General features: G+C 71.0%; 16 protein-coding genes. 6 read left to right on the forward strand and 10 right to left on the reverse strand.

Annotated elements, in window-relative coordinates:
* The first annotated feature begins 8 nt into the window (after positions 1–8).
* A complete protein-coding gene (locus OVA21_RS08195) occupies positions 9–1,139 on the forward strand; it encodes an isochorismate synthase (RefSeq protein ID WP_096905290.1) in 1,131 nt (376 codons plus the stop codon).
* A gap of 28 nt (positions 1,140–1,167) precedes the next feature.
* Here OVA21_RS08195 and OVA21_RS08200 read toward each other — a convergent pair whose 3' ends face one another.
* The 5 genes from OVA21_RS08200 to serA all read right to left on the reverse strand — a co-directional run bounded on the left by OVA21_RS08200 (position 1,168) and on the right by serA (position 7,281).
* Positions 1,168–1,962, reverse strand: a complete 795-nt coding sequence (locus OVA21_RS08200) for a fumarylacetoacetate hydrolase family protein (protein ID WP_067718227.1) — start codon at positions 1,960–1,962, stop codon at positions 1,168–1,170.
* A 10-nt stretch (positions 1,963–1,972) separates the two neighbouring features.
* On the reverse strand, positions 1,973–2,692 hold the full coding sequence (locus tag OVA21_RS08205) for an exonuclease domain-containing protein (protein ID WP_096905289.1): 720 nt from the start codon (positions 2,690–2,692) through the stop codon (positions 1,973–1,975).
* The gene (locus tag OVA21_RS08210; protein WP_096905288.1) at positions 2,692–4,554 is read right to left on the reverse strand and encodes a putative nucleotidyltransferase substrate binding domain-containing protein; all 1,863 of its coding nucleotides are present in this window, start codon (positions 4,552–4,554) and stop codon (positions 2,692–2,694) included. The genes OVA21_RS08205 and OVA21_RS08210 overlap by 1 nt, the downstream gene beginning before the upstream one ends.
* Before the next feature lie 97 nt (positions 4,555–4,651).
* Entirely contained in the window at positions 4,652–5,671 is a 1,020-nt protein-coding gene (locus OVA21_RS08215; RefSeq protein WP_096905287.1) for a 3-isopropylmalate dehydrogenase, read from the reverse strand.
* 17 nt (positions 5,672–5,688) lie between these two features.
* On the reverse strand, positions 5,689–7,281 hold the full coding sequence (gene serA, locus OVA21_RS08220; protein ID WP_067718235.1) for a phosphoglycerate dehydrogenase: 1,593 nt from the start codon (positions 7,279–7,281) through the stop codon (positions 5,689–5,691).
* Between the two features lie 149 nt (positions 7,282–7,430).
* On the opposite strand from serA, the gene OVA21_RS08225 reads away from it, so the two are divergent.
* From OVA21_RS08225 to OVA21_RS08235, 3 genes are read left to right on the forward strand one after another with little or no spacing between them, the layout of a single operon-like run.
* A complete protein-coding gene (locus tag OVA21_RS08225) occupies positions 7,431–8,066 on the forward strand; it encodes a hypothetical protein (RefSeq protein WP_268092219.1) in 636 nt (211 codons plus the stop codon).
* Positions 8,063–9,142, forward strand: coding sequence for a phytoene desaturase family protein (locus OVA21_RS08230; RefSeq protein WP_268092221.1), 1,080 nt, complete (start codon positions 8,063–8,065; stop codon positions 9,140–9,142). The genes OVA21_RS08225 and OVA21_RS08230 overlap by 4 nt, the downstream gene beginning before the upstream one ends.
* Entirely contained in the window at positions 9,139–9,561 is a 423-nt protein-coding gene (locus tag OVA21_RS08235) for a phytoene desaturase family protein (RefSeq protein ID WP_268092223.1), read from the forward strand. Before OVA21_RS08230 ends, OVA21_RS08235 begins: the two co-directional genes overlap by 4 nt.
* 8 nt (positions 9,562–9,569) lie before the next feature.
* On the opposite strand, the gene OVA21_RS08240 is transcribed toward OVA21_RS08235, so the two are convergent.
* The 4 genes from OVA21_RS08240 to OVA21_RS08255 form a co-directional block, all read right to left on the reverse strand.
* On the reverse strand, positions 9,570–11,186 hold the full coding sequence (locus OVA21_RS08240) for a hypothetical protein (RefSeq protein ID WP_268092224.1): 1,617 nt from the start codon (positions 11,184–11,186) through the stop codon (positions 9,570–9,572).
* Positions 11,187–11,263: 77 nt separating this feature from the next.
* Positions 11,264–12,277 carry a ketol-acid reductoisomerase gene (ilvC, locus tag OVA21_RS08245; RefSeq protein WP_096905283.1) on the reverse strand — a complete coding sequence of 338 codons (1,014 nt, stop codon included), beginning with the start codon at positions 12,275–12,277 and terminating at the stop codon, positions 11,264–11,266.
* 54 nt (positions 12,278–12,331) lie between these two features.
* Positions 12,332–12,838 carry an acetolactate synthase small subunit gene (gene ilvN / locus OVA21_RS08250; RefSeq protein ID WP_067718247.1) on the reverse strand — a complete coding sequence of 169 codons (507 nt, stop codon included), beginning with the start codon at positions 12,836–12,838 and terminating at the stop codon, positions 12,332–12,334.
* Positions 12,835–14,730, reverse strand: a complete 1,896-nt coding sequence (locus OVA21_RS08255) for an acetolactate synthase large subunit (protein WP_096905282.1) — start codon at positions 14,728–14,730, stop codon at positions 12,835–12,837. The genes ilvN and OVA21_RS08255 overlap by 4 nt, the downstream gene beginning before the upstream one ends.
* 287 nt (positions 14,731–15,017) lie before the next feature.
* On the opposite strand from OVA21_RS08255, the gene OVA21_RS08260 reads away from it, so the two are divergent.
* Complete coding sequence (locus OVA21_RS08260; protein WP_083249449.1) at positions 15,018–15,452, forward strand: PH domain-containing protein; 435 nt, start codon at positions 15,018–15,020, stop codon at positions 15,450–15,452.
* Here OVA21_RS08260 and OVA21_RS08265 read toward each other — a convergent pair.
* Positions 15,345–16,820 carry a YhgE/Pip domain-containing protein gene (locus OVA21_RS08265; RefSeq protein ID WP_268092225.1) on the reverse strand — a complete coding sequence of 492 codons (1,476 nt, stop codon included), beginning with the start codon at positions 16,818–16,820 and terminating at the stop codon, positions 15,345–15,347. The two genes, OVA21_RS08260 and OVA21_RS08265, sit on opposite strands and share 108 nt — an antisense overlap.
* 189 nt (positions 16,821–17,009) lie before the next feature.
* Between OVA21_RS08265 and ilvD the strand changes: the two genes are divergently transcribed.
* The gene (ilvD, locus tag OVA21_RS08270; RefSeq protein WP_096905281.1) at positions 17,010–18,848 is read left to right on the forward strand and encodes a dihydroxy-acid dehydratase; all 1,839 of its coding nucleotides are present in this window, start codon (positions 17,010–17,012) and stop codon (positions 18,846–18,848) included.
* The last annotated feature ends 19 nt before the right edge of the window (positions 18,849–18,867 follow it).

Raw genomic sequence — 18,867 nt, forward strand, 5'->3', positions numbered from 1 at the left:
GGCGTGCCGTGGCGTCTGGGCACCAACCCGACGTCGCGCGCCCGGTGACCGCCCCGGACTTCCTGCTGTCCCGTCCGACGGGCTCGCTGCGCACCCAGGGTGCCCTGAACTCGTTCACGGATCCGGCGGACGCGGCCCTGGCCCTGCGGTCCGGCGCCAGTGGTCTGATCGTGGGCGCGATCGGTTTCGAGCCCGACGCGCCCGCGGCCCTCGTCGAACCCGACGTGGTGGTGCGCGTCGACGGCCCACTGGAGCCCCCCGCCTACTTCCGCCGGATGCGCACCCGCACCCACGTCACCCGGGAGATCCCCTCGTCCTCGGAGCACCGCGCCAGGGTGTCGACCGCGATCGCGGGGGTGCGCTCCGGCGAGATCGACAAGGTGGTGCTGGCCAGGGCGGTCCGGCTGTCGGCCGATCAGCCCATCGACCCCCACGCCGTGTGCGCAGCACTCATCGACTCCAGCCCGGCGGCGGACGGGTACCTCGTCGACCTCTCCCCCGCCGGCGGGCTCCACGCCGGGCGCGTCCTGGTGGGGTCGAGCCCCGAACTCCTCGTGCGCCGCCGCGGCGATCTGGTGGAATGCCACCCGCTGGCCGGCTCCGCGCCCCGCTCCACCGACCCTGTCGCGGACCAGGCCGCGGGCCGCGCCCTGCGGGCGTCGGGCAAGGACGCCTCGGAGCATGCCTTCGTGGTGGAGTCGCTGGCACGGGCCCTGCAACCACTGTGCACGGATCTGGAGATCCCCGACCGCCCCACTCTCACGTCCACCCGCGAGATGTGGCACCTCGGGACCCGTATCCGGGGCCGTGTCGCCGACCCCCGCACCACCTCGCTGGACCTCGCCCTCGCCGTGCACCCCACGCCGGCGGTGTGCGGGACACCGACGGACGAGGCCCGGAGGCTCATCGCCGCGATAGAAGGGGAACGGGGATTCTACGCCGGGGCCGTCGGGTGGTCGGACGCCGGCGGAGACGGCGACTGGATGGTCACCATCCGGTGCGCCGAGATCGACGCGGACCGGTCGGGAGCGATCGCCTGGGCCGGCGGCGGCCTGGTCGCGGACTCGCAACCCGACGACGAGGTCGCCGAGACCGGCGCCAAACTCCGCACCATCCTGAGGGCGTTCGGAGCGTCCTAGAGCGATGGTCGGCGCCGGTCGCCCGGACCTACCGGTCGACGACGGGGTTCGTCAGCGAGCCGATGCCCTCGATCTCGACTGTCACACGGTCGCCGGGCAGCATCGGGCCGACCCCTGCCGGGGTACCCGTGAGGATCACATCGCCGGGAAGGAGGGTCATGACCCGGCTGACGTACTCGACGATCTCGCCGACGGTGTGCATGAACTGGGAGGTGTTGCCGTCCTGCCGCACCTCGGACGTGCCGTCGGGGTGGGTGAGGGTGACCCGGACGTCGAGCCCGTTGGGGTCCAGGTCGGTGACGATCCACGGACCCAGCGGGCAGAAGGTGTCGTACCCCTTGCCCCGCGTCCACTGACCGTCCGAGAGCTGCTGGTCGCGGGCGGTGACGTCGTTGGCGCAGGTGTAGCCGAGGATGACCTCGTGGGCCCGCGCGGCGGCGACGTCCCGGCACGGCTGCCCGATCACCACGGCCAGCTCGCCCTCGTGGTCGACCCGCTCCGAACTCGGCGGGTAGGCGATCGACGCCTCGGGGCCGACGACCGACGTGTTGGGCTTGAGGAAGATCAGGGGCTCGGCCGGGGCCTCCGACCCCATCTCCTCGGCGTGGTCGGCGTAGTTCTTACCGACGCACACGATCTTGGAGGCCAGGATCGGGGCGAGCAGACGCACGTCGGCCAGCGGCCATTCGCGGCCGGTGAACTCGGGGGTACCGAAGGGGTGCTCGGAGATCTCGGCACAGGTCAGCGAGGACGGGTCGGACATGTCTCCGCGGACCTCGACGAAGGCGAATCCCTGCGGGTGGGCGATACGGGCGAGACGCATACCCGCGATCCTAGGCGGTCCGCAGGTCCCGCAGCGTTCGCGCCCCACGGTCGCGGAGCTCGGTGACCTGTGCGAGGTACAGCTCGGCGCAGGCGAGGGCGTCGACCAGCGGGTCGTGTGCGCGGTACTGCGGCAACCCGTACCTCTCGCGAGCACCCCAGAGCCGCAGCCTCTCGGGCGACGGGTCGGCGGTGAAGCCCATGTCGACGCCCCCGCCCAGGACCCGCCGGTGCAGTTCCAGGGTGTCGACGGACTCCAGTGGTGGCCGGATGCCGAACGTGCGCCGACACAACGCTCGCAGGAAGTCGACCTCTATCGGGCAGTAGTGCGCGACCAACACCCGCCCGGTCAGAGCCGTGAACACCCGGTCCAGGACGTCCTCGACATCCTCCCCGGTGGCCATCGTGTCGTCCATGAGTCCGTGCACGGTGGCACTCTGCCCCACCCCGTCGTCGTCGTCCGGACCGTGATCGGGACGCAGCAGCACCGATCCCGCTCCGCCCAGGACGATCCGGTCCCCGTCGACGGGGACGAACCCGACCGCCAGGACCCGGTCGTGCCGGGGATCGAGCCCGGTGGTCTCGACGTCCACCGCGAGGAGGGACAGGTCCTCGAGCGGAGTGGTCGGATCCGGCGGCGGTGTCTCCAGAAATCGCCGCAGTGGCCCGTCGGGGGCCCGGCGGGCGGCACTCCTCCGGCGGCCGGCCGCGGTCAGCCGTGGCAGGACCATCACATCTGTCCGACCCGGTATCGGATCTGCAGCGCGCTCTGCGCTCCCGCGATGATCCGGAACGCCGCCCGGAGCCGATGGCGGTCCTTGGTGCCGAGGGTCGACGGGTCCACGTTGTTGTCGAGGTCCGAGTGCTCCTGGATCTGACGTGCGTGGTGGCGCAAGGCCAGCCCGCGCAGGAACCGGAACGCCTCGATGAGGTTCTCGGCATCCGAGCGGGCGATCACCCCGGCGGTGGCCGCCGCGTCGAGCCGGCCGAGGGTCGACACCTCGTCCAGTCCCGCGGACAGGGCGTACAGACGCGCGATCTGGACGACGGGCGCGATCCCCCCGGCCTTGAGGTCCAGGGTGTTGCGGTACTCGCCCCGGCTCGCGACGACGAGTCCGCGCAGGAAACCGAGTGGCGGCTGCCACTCACACGCGATCCGGGCCAGATGCGCCTGGAAGCGCGGGCTGCCCTTCGAGCGGACGAGCATCTCGCGCTGGACGCGGGCGGCGAGTCCGCTTTCACCGTGGACGGGACGGAGGTCGAAGAACACCTGACTGTGCAGCACCGCGTCGGCTTCGGGGGCCCCGACCCAGTCCCGTACCGTCCCCTCCCACTCCGCGCAGGTCCGGCGCCACCGGGGGTTGGTCGCCATCACCCCACCGGGGCAGAGCGGGAAGCCCGCCCGGTCGAGTCCCGTGCAGACGCGGTCGGCGAGTTCCGCGAAGTACTCGTCGGAGCCGGGGACCCCGCCTGCCCTGTCGTCGAGGATCAGCGCGTTGTCCTGGTCGCTGGACACCCCGAGCTCACCCCGGGCCTGGGAACCGAGTCCCACCCAGCAGTACGGCACGGGAGGCCGTCCGAGTTCGGCCTCCGCCAGCGCTATCAGGCGCCGCGTCGCCGCGTCGGCGGTGGCGGTGACGACCCGGCCGATATCCCGCGGCGTGGTGCCCCGCCGGATGAACTCGCCGACCAGCGGCAGCAACCGGGCGGACAGTTCCGCCACCGTCTCGGTGTCGGGGGCCCGCGAGATCCGCGCGGCCAGATAGACGGGGTCCGCCTGCGCCAGACGGAGCAGGTCCCCGCTCGTGACCATGCCCGCGGGGGCGCCCTCCTCGCACACCGGCAGGTGATGGACGCCGCGTTCGATCTGGAGCAGGGTCGCGTCGAACGCGCGGGTCCGGGCGTCCACCGAGACCGGGTCGTGGGTCATGATCGTCGACACCGGCGCCGCGGTGTCACCGCCGACCGCGACCACCTTCGAGCGCAGGTCGCGATCGGTGAAGATGCCGACCACGCGTCCGTCCTCCACCACGAGCAGCGCGGAGACGCGTTCCCGCGACATGATCTGCGCCGCCTCGAGGATGGTGGTCCCGGGCCCCGTGGTGACCGCGTCGCGGGTGAGGAGATCGCCCACCGGTGTGCTCAGCGGGTCTCCCCCGGCCGCGGCGACCCGGGCGGAGGCGAGGTCCTGGCGGATCCGATCGCTCCGCGCACCGAAAAAGTCGCGGATACCGGGGTGGGCGGCCGCGAGCTCGTCGAACACCTCGCGCGGCATCTCGAGCAGCAGGGTGTCCGCGACCGCCTCCATGCGGTACCGCGACGGGCCGGAACCGGTCAGCGTCGAGTAGCCGAAGCAGTCACCCTCGTCGCGCGCGTCGAGCAGGGCACCGCCCGGGTCGCACACCTCGACGGCGCCCGTGCGGATGATGTGGAGGGTGTCGTTCGCGTCCCCCGCCTCCAGAATGACGGTCCCCCGCCGGTGGTAGCGCTGACTGAGCCGCGCGGGCAGGCGGTCGAGCACCTCTCCGGGCAGCTCGTCGAAAGGAGCGCAGCGCGCGAGGAAGTCCCGCACCTCGGCGAGTTCGACGTCCATTCCACCACTGTGGACGCCGACGGCCCGCGGTGTGATCACTTCTCGCGATTCACACCCGCGGGCCGGGGTCCGGACGTGGGGTCAGCGGGGCGGTGGTCTACCCGCTGACGGCCGCGACGATCCGGTCGCCCACCTCGGAGGTGACGATCGGGGCGTCGCCGCGCGAGCCGAGGTCCGCCTCGACGGCCGCCTCCACTCGATCGGCCTCGGCCGTGTGACCGAGGTGGCGCAGCAGCAGTGCCACGGACAGGATGGCGGCGGTGGGGTCGGCCTTGCCCTGTCCGGCGATGTCCGGGGCCGAACCGTGGACGGGCTCGAACATGGACGGGTTGGTCCCGGAGGCGTCGATGTTGCCCGACGCCGCGGTGCCGATGCCTCCGGTGACCGCGGCCGCGAGGTCGGTGATGATGTCGCCGAAGAGGTTGTCGGTGACGATCACGTCGAACCGGGACGGATCGGTGACCATGTAGATGGTGGCGGCGTCGATGTGGCAGTAGTCCACCTCGACCCCGGGGAACTCCGGAGCCACCTCGTCGATGGTGCGCTGCCACAGCCCACCGGCGTTGACGAGCACGTTGGTCTTGTGGACCAGGGTGAGCTTGTTGCGACGCGACTGCGCACGGGAGAACGCGTCGCGGACCACGCGCTCCACGCCGTACCGGGTGTTGACCGAGGTCTCGGTACCGATCTCGTGCGGTGTCCCCACACGGATCGCACCGCCGTTACCGGTGTAGAGCCCCTCGGTGCCCTCGCGGACGACGACGAAGTCGATCTCGCCCGGGTCCTTCAGCGGGGTGGCCGACCCTGGGAAGAGCCGGGAGGGCCGCAGGTTGACGTGGTGGTCGAGTGCGAACCGCAGCGGGAGCAGCATGCCCCGCTCGAGCACGCCGGCCGGCACGGAGCGGGGATCACCGATGGCACCCAGCAGGATCGCGTCGTGGCCTCGGAGGCTCTCCACGTCCGCGTCCGTCAGGGTCTCGCCGTTGCGGAGGTACCGGCGCGCGCCGAGGTCGTAGTCGGTCTTCTCGACACCGGGGACCAGCGCGTCGAGCACCTTCAGTGCCTCGGCCGTGACCTCGACGCCGATACCGTCGCCGGGGATGACTGCGAGCTTCATGATGTCGTCGTCCCCGCTCAGACCAGGTTGATCTGGGTCGCGGTGGCGTCGAGCTCGGAGACGATCCGGTCGACGGTCGGCTCGGCGACCGTGCGGTCGACCCGCAGGATCAGCGACGCGCCCTCGCCGGAGGCGTCCTGGCTCAGTGCGGCGGCCTGGATGTCGATGCCCTCCCCGCCGAGGATGGAGCCCACCTTGCCGAGCACGCCCGGGCGGTCGGAGTAGTGGACGAACAGGTTCTGGCCCTCGGCGCGCAGGTCGAACCCGCGCTCGTTGATCCGGACGATCTTCTGCACCTGGTCCAGGCCGGCCAGCGTGCCGGTGACATCGGCCGACGCGCCATCCGCGGCCACGGCCGTGACGGTGACGGTGCTGCGGTAGGACTTGGACTCGCTGTGGGTCTCCACCGAGTGGGTGACCCCCCGCTGCTCGGCCATCTGGCCGACGTTGACGAAGGTCGCGGGCTCGTCGGTGATCGCGGAGAACATGCCGCGCAGGGCGGCCAGCCCGAGAACGTCGACCTGCTCGGATGCGAGCTCGCCGGCGACGTCGATCCGGACGGTCGTCGGGATACCCGGGCACAGGTGGCCGGCGACCAGTCCGAGCTTGCGGACGAGGTCGAGCCAGGGTGCGACCTCGTCGCCGACGGGACCACCGGTGACGTTGACGGCGTCGGGGACGAACTCCCCGCGCAGGGCGAGCAGCACACTGCGGGCGACGTCGGTGCCGGCGCGGTCCTGCGCCTCGCTGGTGGAGGCGCCGAGGTGCGGCGTGACGACGGTGTTCTCGAGCTCGAAGAGCGGCGAGTCGGTGCACGGCTCGGTGTCGAACACGTCGAGCGCCGCGGAGCGGACCTTGCCGGACTTCAGGGCGTCGACGAGCGCGTCCTCGACGATCAGACCGCCGCGGGCGGCGTTGACGATCACGACGCCGTCCTTGGCACGGGCCAGCCGCTCGGCGTCGAAGAGACCGGCGGTCTCCTTGGTCTTGGGCAGGTGCATCGTGATGATGTCGGCGCGGGAGACCAGCTCGTCGATGTCGACCAGCTCGATACCCAGCTGCGCCGCGCGGGCGGCGGGCAGGTAGGGGTCGTAGGCGATGAGGTTGGTCTCGAAGGCGGCGAGTCGCTGCGCCACGAGCTGGCCGATGCGGCCCAGGCCCACGACGCCGACGGTCTTGCCGAGCAGTTCGACGCCGTTGAAGGAACTGCGCTTCCAGGTGTGCTCGCGCAGGGTGCGGTCCGCGGCCGGGATCTGGCGGCAGGCGGACATGAGCAGCGCGACCGCGTGCTCGGCGGCCGAGTGGATGTTGGAGGTGGGCGCGTTGACCACCATGACGCCGCGCTCGGTGGCGGCGGGGATCTCGACGTTGTCCAGGCCGACGCCCGCGCGCCCGATGATCTTGAGGTTCGGCGCGGCGGCGAGCACCTCGGCGTCGACGGTGGTGGCCGAGCGCACGAGCAGTGCGTCGGCGTCGGCGACCGCCTCGAGCAGCTTGGGGCGATCCGGGCCGTCCACCCAGCGGACCTCCACGGCGTCGCCGAGCGCGTCGACGGTCGACTGGGCGAGCTTGTCGGCGATGAGGACGACGGGCCGTCCGGATGCTGTCACAGTGGGTTCTCCTCGGTGTCTTTTCGGGCACGGCCAGTCTAGGGCACCTGTCACCGGCGCCGAGCAGTGGCCGGTACGCGCCCGGACGCCTACCGTGACGAGGGTCGGCGACCCGACGTGACCACCGCCGCGCGACGAACGGAGCACCGATGCCCCGCACTCCCCGGTCGGCCCAGCCGACGGTCCGCTTCCCCGACCCCTGGTTGCCCGTGCTGGCCCCGGCACGCGGCCCGACGGCGGTGGCGATGTATCTGCGGGCCCACCTGTACGGCGCCGCGGTGGGGCGCAGCGTCCTGGACCGCTGCATCAGTGCGGTCGATCCGGAGGACCGGGTGCGGTTGGTTCCGCTGCGCCGAGAGTTCGAGGAGGAGATCGACACCGCCGCCCGCCTGTTGGCGGTGCTCTCACCTCTGGGGGCCCCGGGCCGTCGGCTGGTGCGGTGGTCCGCCGCGGTCAGCCTCACCGCACTGCCGGTGGGCACGGTGGTGCGCGATCCTCTGGCCCGGCTCGCGGTCCTGGAGGCGCTGCGCACCCTCGTGGTTGCGAAGCGCTCGATGTGGGAGTTGCTCGCCGCGTCGTGGGTCGCGGACGGCCCGACGTCCGCTGCCGGGAGATCCGGTGGGGAGCCCGACGACAGCAGCGACGACGAAGACAGCGGCGACGACGACGACCCCGGCGGTCCCGACACCGGCCGGCTGCTGCTGGGACTGGCCGAACAGGCCCGGTCACAGGAGGACCTGCTGGAGCAACTGCGACGCGCCTACGGTCTGGCGGTCTTCGAATGAGCGCGGCGGGGACCGTGCGTGCGGACGTCGTCGTGGTGGGCTCCGGCCCCAACGGCCTGGCTGCCGCGCTGTTGTGTGCGCGGGCCGGGCGGCGGGTGGTGGTGCTGGAAGCCCAGGAGACCATCGGTGGCGGGTGCCGAACCCTGCCGATGGGCGATATCGCGACCGGCATCCCGGAGGACGTCGTGAACGGGTTGCTGGTGGATCCGTGCTCGGCCGTGCACCCCATGGCGGGGGCATCCCCGTTCTTCCGTGGGTTCGACCTGCCGGCCCGCGGGGTCGAGATGCTCACTCCCCCCGTTCAACTGGCTCACGCACTGCCGGCCCGCGACGCGATCGTCGTTCCCGCGTCCCCATCCCCCGCCGCCCTCGCAGAGGGCCTGGGGTCGCGCGCGGAGGCCGACCGGTGGTGGAGCCTCATGGGCCCCCTGGGTCGCAGGGCGGAGGACGTCGTCGCCACGGCCCTGTCCGATCAGCGCTCGGTCCCGCCCCTCGGGGCGCCCGCCGCGCTCGGCGCGGCGTTCGTCCGCGCCCACCCCCGCGGTGTGGTCGGCGATCCCCTCGGTCCGGACGGACGGACGCTGCTGTCCGGGATCTCGGCCCACGCGATCACCCCGCTGTCCTCCCCCGCCGCGACGGGGGTCGGCCTCGTCCTGGGCTCGTTGCTCCACTCGCCGCTCGGCTGGACGCTGCCGGTCGGCGGCAGCGGGGCCATCACCGCCGCACTGGCCGAGGCGATCCGGGATGCCGGGGGGAGATCCGCACCGGGGTCGGCGTGGATTCGCTGGCACGGCTCGACGCCCGGGACGTCGTCTTCAACACGTCCTCCCGGATCCTCGGCGAGATCCTCATGGCATCCTCGCCCTCTCCGGCCGTGGCCCGCCGCGCACGCAGACTCCTGGAGGCGCCGGTCGGCGGGGCCGCGGCGAAGGTCGACCTGGTCCTGTCTGGCCCGGTTCCGTGGCGCGACGGCCGGCTCGCCGACGCCGGCACTGTCCACCTGGGTGGGGATTCCCATGCCATCGCGGCCGCCGAGCGCGAGGTCGCCGCCGGTCGGCACGCCGATCGGCCCATGATCCTCGTCTCCCAGCCGTGGGTGACCGACCCGGGACGAATCGCCCCGGACGGTCGACGTCCACTGTGGACCTACGCGCACGTGCCCGCGTTCTCCGACCGTGACCAGACCGAGCAGGTGCTCGCCGCGCTCGAGGCGGTCGCGCCGGGGGTGCGGGACGTGGTCGTGGCCGCCCACTGCACGCCCGCGGACCGGATGGCCGAGCACAATGCCAATAACGCCGGTGGGGACATCGCGGCGGGACGCGTGGACCTGCGGGGGCTCATCGCCCGCCCGGTGCCGCGGGCCGACCCGTTCGCGACCGGCATTCCCGGGGTGTGGCACGCCTCCGGCTCGACCCCTCCCGGCCCGGGCGTGCACGGCATGGCCGGGCAGCACGTGGCGGAGCGCATCCTCGGCGGGTTACCGACTCGCTGGTAGGAAGCGAATCACTGGTAGGACACGAACCACGGCCGGGGCTCGACCGCCATGGTCTGCTCGGGCGTGAACGTGGGGGTGTCCTCGTCATAGAAGTTCTTCCACGCCATCCGGATGCCGGACGGCAGCCCGCTGCGCAGGACGTCCCACGTCTCCATCTTCAGGTCCGGGGTGCCGTGACCGTCGGCGTGCAGGACGATTGACACCTCCGGCCTGGAGGTGTCGATCTGGTCGCGGTCGTCGATCATGGCCATGCTGAACTGGTGGAGGATGAGGAGCTTCTGTGGCCCTCCGCTGTCCCGGGTCAGGTCCGCCAGCCAGTCGGTGACCCGGTTGATCTCCTCGGCGTCCACCGACCCGATCTGCGCGCCCGGCTGTTGTCCCGGCTCGAGCTTCCACTCGGGGTCGAGCGCGAGTCCGACGTTCGGGCGGGTGAGCAACTCCTCGAAGATCCTCGCCTGATCGAGGAGGTCGGCCATGCCGGGCTGGAGGTCGATCACCGCGTACCCGCCGGCGTCGGTGATGGCGTCGATCAGCGGGACGAACTCCTGCGGGTCCCACTCGTTGGTGTAGTTGCCGTCGGGTCCGGCGGACGTCGAGGCGACCGTCGCGATGATCTCGAACGCCGGGATGACCGGTTCCGGGGAGTGCGGCTGGTACTCCCCGACCAACTGCTGAACCCGCGCCACGCTCTCCTCTGGTCCCTGCTCGCCGAGGATCCCCAGGGCAGGGGTGATCGGCGACCCGTAGGCGGCCACGAACCGCCGGCCCGGGAACAGCAGCTGTCCGCCGCCCGGCAGTTCGGGAACCGTCCGCGCCGTCTCCACCCGGTCCTCGAGTTCGTCCTCGGTGCCCCACCCGGGCCCGAGCGCGTAGACCGCCTCGGCGTCCCGCACCGCCTCCACGGACCCGCCGTCGACCCGCGGGTCCGGGGTACGGAGGTGGGACACCGCCGCCCCGACGGCCACTGCCGTCGCGACCGCCGCGACCGGCGTCTCGTCGTACACGAGCACGCTGGGTGCGCCCTCGCCGTCCCATGCGGGTTCGCCGCTGTCGAACGGATCGGGGGCCGCGCCCGCGCCGTCGGCAGCGGTGATCTCCCCGGCCGTCATCAGCGCAGGCGTACCCGGCACCTGGTGGACGGTGACGTCGTCGATCCGCCCCGGCGGGACCTCGACCTCGGAGTCGAACGTGATCCCGGTCAGCTCCTCGAGCTCCGGCCGACCTCCCGGGGCGTCGACCACCTCGCCGTCGACGGGTGTGAAGGCCACCTGCCCGACCCGCAACACCCGCTCGGCGCCGAGTCGCGACACCTCGTCGGCCAATGCCGCGTCCCCGCCCTCGACGGCGGTGAGCATCGGTGCGTGCAACCCGACCGCGACGGAGGCGGCGCGCGCCTGCGCGGCGGCGTCCGGGGCTGCCACCACGACCACCGGGGCGGACTCGATGAGCAGTCTCGTGGTCTCCACGCCGGACCCGTCGGCGTCGGCGGCGACCCGCGTGCCCTCCACCGGGGCGGCTTCGGTTCTCGGTCCGCCGTCACCGGGGTCGGACGTACACGCCACGGTCGTCCCCACCAGGGAAACGGCGAGGACCGCCGCACCCACTCCTCGGTTGAAGTGGCGCACGGCGGTCCTCCTGCTGAAGTCGGGAATCGATCCCGGTGGACCCTACAGGGGCTTCACCGGGTCGGACCCGCGGACCCTCAGGCAGTCTCCGTGATCGGCCGGTCGACCCAGCTCATGAGGTCGCGCAGCTTCTGGCCGGTGACCTCGATCGGGTGCTCGGCGTTCTCCTTGCGGAGCTGCTCAAGCTCCTTATTGCCGCCCTCGACGTTGGCCACGAGGCGCTTGGTGAAGGTGCCGTCCTGGATGTCGGACAGGATCTCCTTCATGCGCTCCTTGGTGCCGGCGTCGATGACCCGCGGGCCGGAGAGGTAGCCGCCGAACTCCGCGGTGTCGGACACCGAGTAGTTCATGCGCGCGATGCCGCCCTCGTACATGAGATCGACGATGAGCTTGAGCTCGTGGAGCACCTCGAAGTAGGCGAGCTCCGGCTCGTAGCCGGCCTCGACCATGACCTCGAAGCCCGTCTTGACGAGCTCCTCGGTGCCGCCGCACAGCACGGCCTGCTCACCGAACAGGTCGGTCTCGGTCTCGTCCTTGAAGGTGGTCTTGATCACGCCGGCGCGGGTGCCGCCGATGGCCTTTGCGTAGGACAGCGCGAGCGCCTCGCCCTCGCCCTTCGGGTCCTGCTCGACGGCGATGAGCGCCGGGACGCCCTTGCCGTCGACGAACTGACGACGCACGAGGTGACCGGGGCCCTTGGGGGCGACCATCGCGATGGTGATGTTCTCCGCCGGCTTGATGAGGCCGAAGTGGATGTTGAGGCCGTGACCGAAGAACAGCGCGTCGCCGTCGCTCAGGTTGGGCTCGATGTCCTCGGTGAAGATCTGCGCCTGCGAGGTGTCGGGGGCGAGCAGCATGATGACGTCGGCCCACTTGGTGGCCTCGGCGGCGGTCATGACCTTGAGGCCGGCCTCTTCGGCCTTCGCGCGGGACTTGGAGCCCTCACGCAGGCCGATCGCGACCTCGACTCCGGAGTCGCGCAGGCTGAGCGAGTGCGCGTGCCCCTGCGAGCCGTACCCGATGACGGCGACCTTGCGGCCCTGGATCAGCGACAGATCCGCCGAGTCGTCGTAGAACATCTCCACTGCCATGGTGGATTCCCTTCGTGTTGTTTCGTGAAGTCGAGACTTGTGTAGGAGTCGAGACTATCGAGTGGTGTTGATGGACTTAGGGCCGCGTCCGAGCGCGACCATGCCGGACTGCACGATCTCGCGGATCCCGTAGCCGTCGAGCATCCGCAGCAGCGCGTCGAGCTTGTCGGGGGTACCCGTGGCCTCGAGAGTGAGCGACTCGGGTGAGACGTCCACGATGTGTGCGCGGAATAGACTCGCGATCTCCACGATCTGACCGCGGTTGGTGGCGTCGGCGCGGACCTTGACGAGAGTGAGCTCGCGGGCCACCGAGCCGGCCGGATCCTGCTCGACGATCTTGATGACGTTGACGAGCTTGTTGAGCTGTTTGGTCACCTGCTCGAGCGGGAAGTCCTCGACGTTCACGACGATGGTCATGCGCGACAGGCCTTCGGTCTCGGTCGGGCCCACGGCCAGCGACTCGATGTTGAACCCGCGCCGGGAGAACAGCGACGAGACGCGCGCGAGCACGCCAGGCTTGTCCTCCACCAGCACGCTCAGGGTGTGGGAGCGAGCGCTCACTGGTCCTCCTCCTCGGCGGCGATCACCGCGGCGTCGATCCGCTCGGTCGCCTCGTGGATGTCCGCGGCGTCGTCCGCCACGGAGTCGGTGTCGTCGAACAGCGGCCGGATGTCCCGGGCCGCCATGATCTCGTCGTTGGACGTGCCCGCCGCGACCATCGGCCACACCTGGGCGTCCTTGCCCACGATGAAGTCGATGAGGACCGGGCGGTCGTTGATCGCGCGGGCCTGTGCGATCACGTCGTCGACGTCCTCGGCGCGCTCACACCGCAGCGCCACGCAGCCCAGGGCCTCGCCGAGCTTGACGAAGTCCGGGATGTGCATGGAGTGGGTCGACAGGTCGGTCTGCGAGTACCGCTCCTCGTAGAACAGTGTCTGCCACTGACGGACCATGCCGAGGTTGCCGTTGTTGATCAGCGCCACCTTGATGGGTGCGCCCTCGATGGCGCAGGTGGCCAGCTCCTGGTTCGTCATCTGGAAGCAGCCGTCGCCGTCGATGGCCCAGACCTCGGCGTCCTGACGGCCGAACTTGGCACCCATCGCCGCGGGGACCGCGTACCCCATGGTCCCCAGGCCGCCCGAGTTCAGCCACGTGCGCGGCTTCTCGTACTGGACGAACTGGGCCGCCCACATCTGGTGCTGGCCGACGCCCGCGCAGTACACGGCGTCCGGGCCGGCGGCGGCGCTCAGCCGCTCGATGACGTACTCGGGAGACAGGGAGCCGTCCGACTGCGGGCCGTAGCCAAGCGGGAACTCACTGCGGATCTCGTCCAGCTCACCGACCCACACGGCGGGCTCGCCCAGCGTGCCGGATTCGCGCGCGCCGCGCAGCGTCTCGACGAGCTCGACGAGGACCTCCTTGATGTCGCCGACGATCGGCACGTCGACGGCTCGGTTCTTGCCGATCTCGGCCGGGTCGATGTCGGCGTGGATGACCTTGGCGTCCGGGGCGAAGGTGTCGAGACGACCGGTGACCCGGTCGTCGAACCGGGCGCCCAGGGTGACCAGCAGGTCGGACCGCTGCAGCGCCGCGACGGCGGCGACGGTTCCGTGCATCCCCGGCATGCCGTAGTGCAGCCGGTGGGAATCCGGGAACGCCCCGCGCGCCATGAGCGTGGTCACGACCGGGATGCCGGTCAGCTCGGCGAGCGCCATGAGCTCCGCGGAGGCGTCGGCCTTGATGACGCCGCCGCCGACATACAGCACCGGGCGCCTGGCCTTGCCGATCATCCGGGCGGCCTCACGGATCTGCTTGCCGTGCGGCTTGGTGACGGGCCGGTAGCCGGGCAGCTTCATCTCCGGCGGCCACGAGAACGTCATCTCGGCCTGCAGGACGTCCTTGGGGATGTCCACGAGCACAGCGCCGGGGCGACCGGTCTGCGCGATGTGGAACGCCTCGGCGATCATCCGCGGGATGTCCTCGCCGTGGGACACGAGGAAGTTGTGCTTGGTGATCGGCATGGTGATGCCCGAGATGTCGGCTTCCTGGAAACCGTCCGTGCCGATGAGTGCGGTCCCGACCTGACCCGTGATCGCCACGATCGGGACCGAGTCCATCTGCGCGTCCGCGAGCGGGGTCACCAGGTTGGTGGCGCCGGGGCCCGAGGTCGCCATGCAGACGCCGACCCTTCCGGTCGCCTGGGCGTAGCCGGTCGCTGCGTGACCGGCGCCCTGCTCGTGCCGGACCAGGACGTGCCGGACCTTGGCCGAGTCGTAGAGCGGGTCGTAGACCGGCAGGATGGCCCCGCCGGGGATGCCGAAGACGACCTCGGTGCCGATCTCCTCGAGGGACCGGACGACGGCCTGGGCCCCCGTCATCCGCTCTGGGGCCGCGGACCGGGCCTTCTGCTCTGCACCCGGACGGGGTCCGGGCTGTGCCGTTGGTGCGCTCACTTCAACTGTCCTTCATGCTGGTCGTGGAGCCGTGGTTCGTGGTCGGGCGTGATCGTGGATTTCTCTGACCGCGGTCTGACCCGGCAACAAAAAACCCCCGTCGGCCACGAAAGGCCGGCGAGGGTGCGCGTCGACGGAAAGCCAGGTAGGGCTCAGGCGCCGACGCGCCGGCCGAGTACGAGACCGTTCCAGGTGTTCACGAGGCCCAGACTAGGCCGCGGCCGACGGCAGCGTCAACTCGTGGAACATCGATCCCACTATGTGGGCCATGCCAGACTGGAGGCATCATGAGTGCCCCTTTCAGAGCTCCCGTCCCGGAGTCGAGCCCCCGCGATCACGCCCTCTTCCGGGTCAACCCGATGTCGTACGTCGTCATCGCCATTTTCGTGCTGGCGATTCTCTGGCCCGTCACGTCCTACCCCGTCGCCCTGGGCTGGCTGGTGCTGCTCCCCGTCGCCTTCGGTTGGTGGGTGGCCCGGACCTGGACCCGACTGGACGAGGACGGTGTCCACCTGTCGTCCTGGCGCTCCCGACGGTCCGTGCCGTGGGACGAGGTCAGGGGTGTGATGTTCCCCAAGCGTGGGTTCGCCCGGCTCGTGACCACCTCTGACACGTCACTCCCGATGGGCGGGGTCTCGTTCCACGACCTCCCGCGGCTGTCCGGCGCCAGCCGTGGCCGTATCCGCGACCCGTACGCCGCGAGCGGACCCGAGTCCGCCTGACCCTTGCGCTCCGCCTGACCCTCCCGCTCCGCCGGTCACCCCGCGGCCGGCGGGGACCCGGTCGGCCACGGCCTGGCGTCGCATACCCATCCGCTCGTAGACGACGGTGACCGCCACACCCACGACGAGTCCTGCGACCGCCCAGCCGCCGAGGACCCGGACCGCGTGTCCGAGACCCGCCTCCCACCCGGAGTCGAAGAACATGATCGACCGCAGCCCGAGGTAGGCCTGGTGCATCGGCTGCAGTGTCCCGATGGCGACGAACACCCGCGGGAGCATCTCGGTCGGGGTGGCGCCGCCCGAGGTGGGGATGCCCAGCACCACGAACACCACGAGGTTCACGAGCAGACCGGCGTTGCCGACAGCAGCGATGATCGTGTGCGCACACACCCCGACCGCGACGATGACCAGGTTCGAGAACCAGAACATGTCCCACGGGTCGTACCCGGTGACACCGATGATGTCCGCCACCCACAGGACGAGCCCCGAGACGAGCGGCGCCGTGATCAGCGTGACCACCCACTTGCGGGCCAGTGTCTGGAGCCGCCCGAACGGCGCCACGTGGACATGGAGCGCCACCGGCCCGATCTCCAGCGGGATGAAGCCGAGACGGGCGTCGAGGAGGGCGGAGATGATCATCGCCCCGGTGAATCCCGCCAGGATCACGACCAGCGCGTAGAACATCGGGAGCGACGCGTTCGACACCCCGTCCGGCAGCGGGTTCCACGCGACGACGTCGATCGCCACCGGATCGGAGAGCGCGACCGCGGCCGCGGCGCCGACGGTCCTGCCCTCGGCCTCGGCCAGCAGCCGGGACTGCGACAGCAGTTCGGTCCCCATCCGGTCGTGGAACGATTCCTGCATCGCGTCCGCCATGGTGTTCATGACCTGACCGGAGACGATGGACACGCGTGGCGAGTACTCGAGTGAGATGCGGGCGCGTTCGGGTGGCCCCGCCGCGTCGCCCGCCTCCGTCGCCGCGGCCTCGACGAGCCCGGCCACCCGCCCGCTCAGTTCGGGTGGGATACGGACCGCACCGAAGTACGTGCCGTCCCGGAGGCCCTCCTCGGCGGCCTCCGGATCCACCACGTGCAGCCGGACCCTCCCCCAGTCGTTGTTCTGGAGCAGCCCCGCGGTGATACGCGACCCCATGTCGAGACCACGCGGACCGATCGGGGTCTTCAGGGTCGCGGCGACGTCCTCGTCCACCACCGCCACGGGGATGTACCTCGCGTGGGACTGCGGATCCGCGGTGCCCCCCAGGTACATGAACGACAGGAGGAAGAACAGTCCACAGACCAGGGCCACCGCCCCCGCCGAGTGCGAGAGGAACTCACGTAGCCCACCCGTGTGACCGGAGTCGGTCATGTCCATCCCCATTCGCGTCACGTCGAGGCCGGCCGGATGGCCGACCGTGAGAAGAGTAGACCCACATCGGGGCGTATTGTGTGGTGGTCACGGCGCGATCGGGTGTCGCCGCGGGGCGCGCGCACACCGCGGCCCCGTACGGCACGACTCCCGGAATGCGCCCTCCCCATCGAGTCGGAGCGAGGTCCCATGCCGCCCCTGAGGTCACGAACCAGTACCGCCGGACGCAACGCCGCGGGGGCGCGTGCCCTCTGGCGCGCGACCGGCATGACGGACTCGGACTTCGGTAAGCCGATCATCGCGATCGCGAACTCGTACACCCAGTTCGTGCCGGGCCACGTCCACCTGAAGAACGTCGGTGAGATCGTCGCCGAGCAGATCGCGACGTCGGGCGGCGTGGCCCGGGAGTTCCACACCATCGCGGTGGACGACGGGATCGCGATGGGCCACGCGGGCATGCTCTACTCGCTGCCCAGCCGGGAGATCATCGCGGACTCGGTGGAGTACATGGTCAACGCCCACACGGCGGACGCCCTGGTGTGCATCTCGAACTGCGACAAGATCACCCCGGGCATGCTCAACGCCGCGATGCGGTTGAACATCCCCACCGTGTTCGTCTCCGGCGGGCCGATGGAGTCGGGGTTCTCCGTCGTCGTCGACGGCGTGGTCAAGGCGGGCTCGGACCTCATCACGGCGATCTCCGCGTCCGCCAACTCGGCCGTGGACGACGAGGGCCTCGACGCCATCGAGCGCTCGGCCTGCCCGACGTGCGGGTCCTGCTCCGGGATGTTCACCGCCAACTCCATGAACTGCCTCACCGAGGCCCTGGGGCTGTCGCTGCCCGGCAACGGCTCGACCCTGGCCACCCACAGTGCGCGGCGTGAACTGTTCGCCGAGGCCGGCCGGGTCATCGTCGACCTGTGCACCCGCTACTACCGGGACGAGGACTCCTCGGTGCTCCCCCGTTCGGTCGCCACCAGGTCGGCGTTCACCAACGCCATGGCGCTGGACGTCGCGATGGGCGGCTCCACCAACACCGTGCTCCACATCCTCGCCGCCGCGCAGGAGGGCGAGGTCGACTTCGACCTGGGCGACATCGAGCAGATCTCCCGCCGGATCCCCTGCCTGGCCAAGGTCGCGCCCAACTCGGACTACTACATGGAGCACGTCCACCGGGCCGGCGGCATCCCCGCGATCCTGGGCGAGCTGTACCGCGGGGGCCTGCTAAGGACGGACGTCCACTCGGTCCACTCCCCGTCGCTCGAGCAGTACGTCGCGGACTGGGATATCCGCAGCGGCACCGCGACCGAGAAGGCGATCGAGTTGTTCCACGCGGCCCCGGGCGGGGTGCGGACGATCGAGCCGTTCTCGACCGACAACCGCTGGGAGTCGCTCGACACGGACGCCGAGAACGGCTGCATCCACTCGGTCGAGCACCCGGCGACCGCGGAGGGCGGGCTCGCGGTCCTGCGCGGGAACATCGCGCCGGACGGGTCCGTCTTCAAGACCGCCGGCGTGTCCGAGGACAATTTCCACTTCTCCGGTCCGGCCAGGGTGGTCGAGTCCCAGGAGGAGGCCGTCTCGGTCATCCTGGACAAGACGCTGCAGGCCGGCGAGGTGCTGGTGGTGCTCTTCGAGGGCCCGGCCGGCGGTCCGGGGATGCAGGAGATGCTGCACCCCACGGCGTTCATCAAGGGCGCCGGCCTCGGGACGAAATGCGCGCTCATCACCGACGGCCGCTTCTCGGGCGGGTCGTCCGGGCTGTCCATCGGTCACATCGCCCCGGAGGCCGCCTCGGGCGGCCCGATCGGCCTGGTGCGTGACGGTGACATCGTGACCATCGATGTCGCCACGCGGTCCATCTCGGTGGATGTCGACGACGACGAGCTGTCCCGCCGCCGCGCCGAGAGGGGCCCTCTCCCGTGGCGGCCGGTCAAGCGTGATCGGAAAGTGTCCACCGCTCTCCGCGCGTACGCCTCGATGGCGTCCTCGGCGGACAAGGGTGCCGTGCGCATCCTGCCCGACTGACGCGCCTGGTCAGGGCCGC

This window comes from Dietzia sp. SL131 (assembly GCF_026672565.1).
Lineage (GTDB): Bacteria > Actinomycetota > Actinomycetes > Mycobacteriales > Mycobacteriaceae > Dietzia > Dietzia kunjamensis.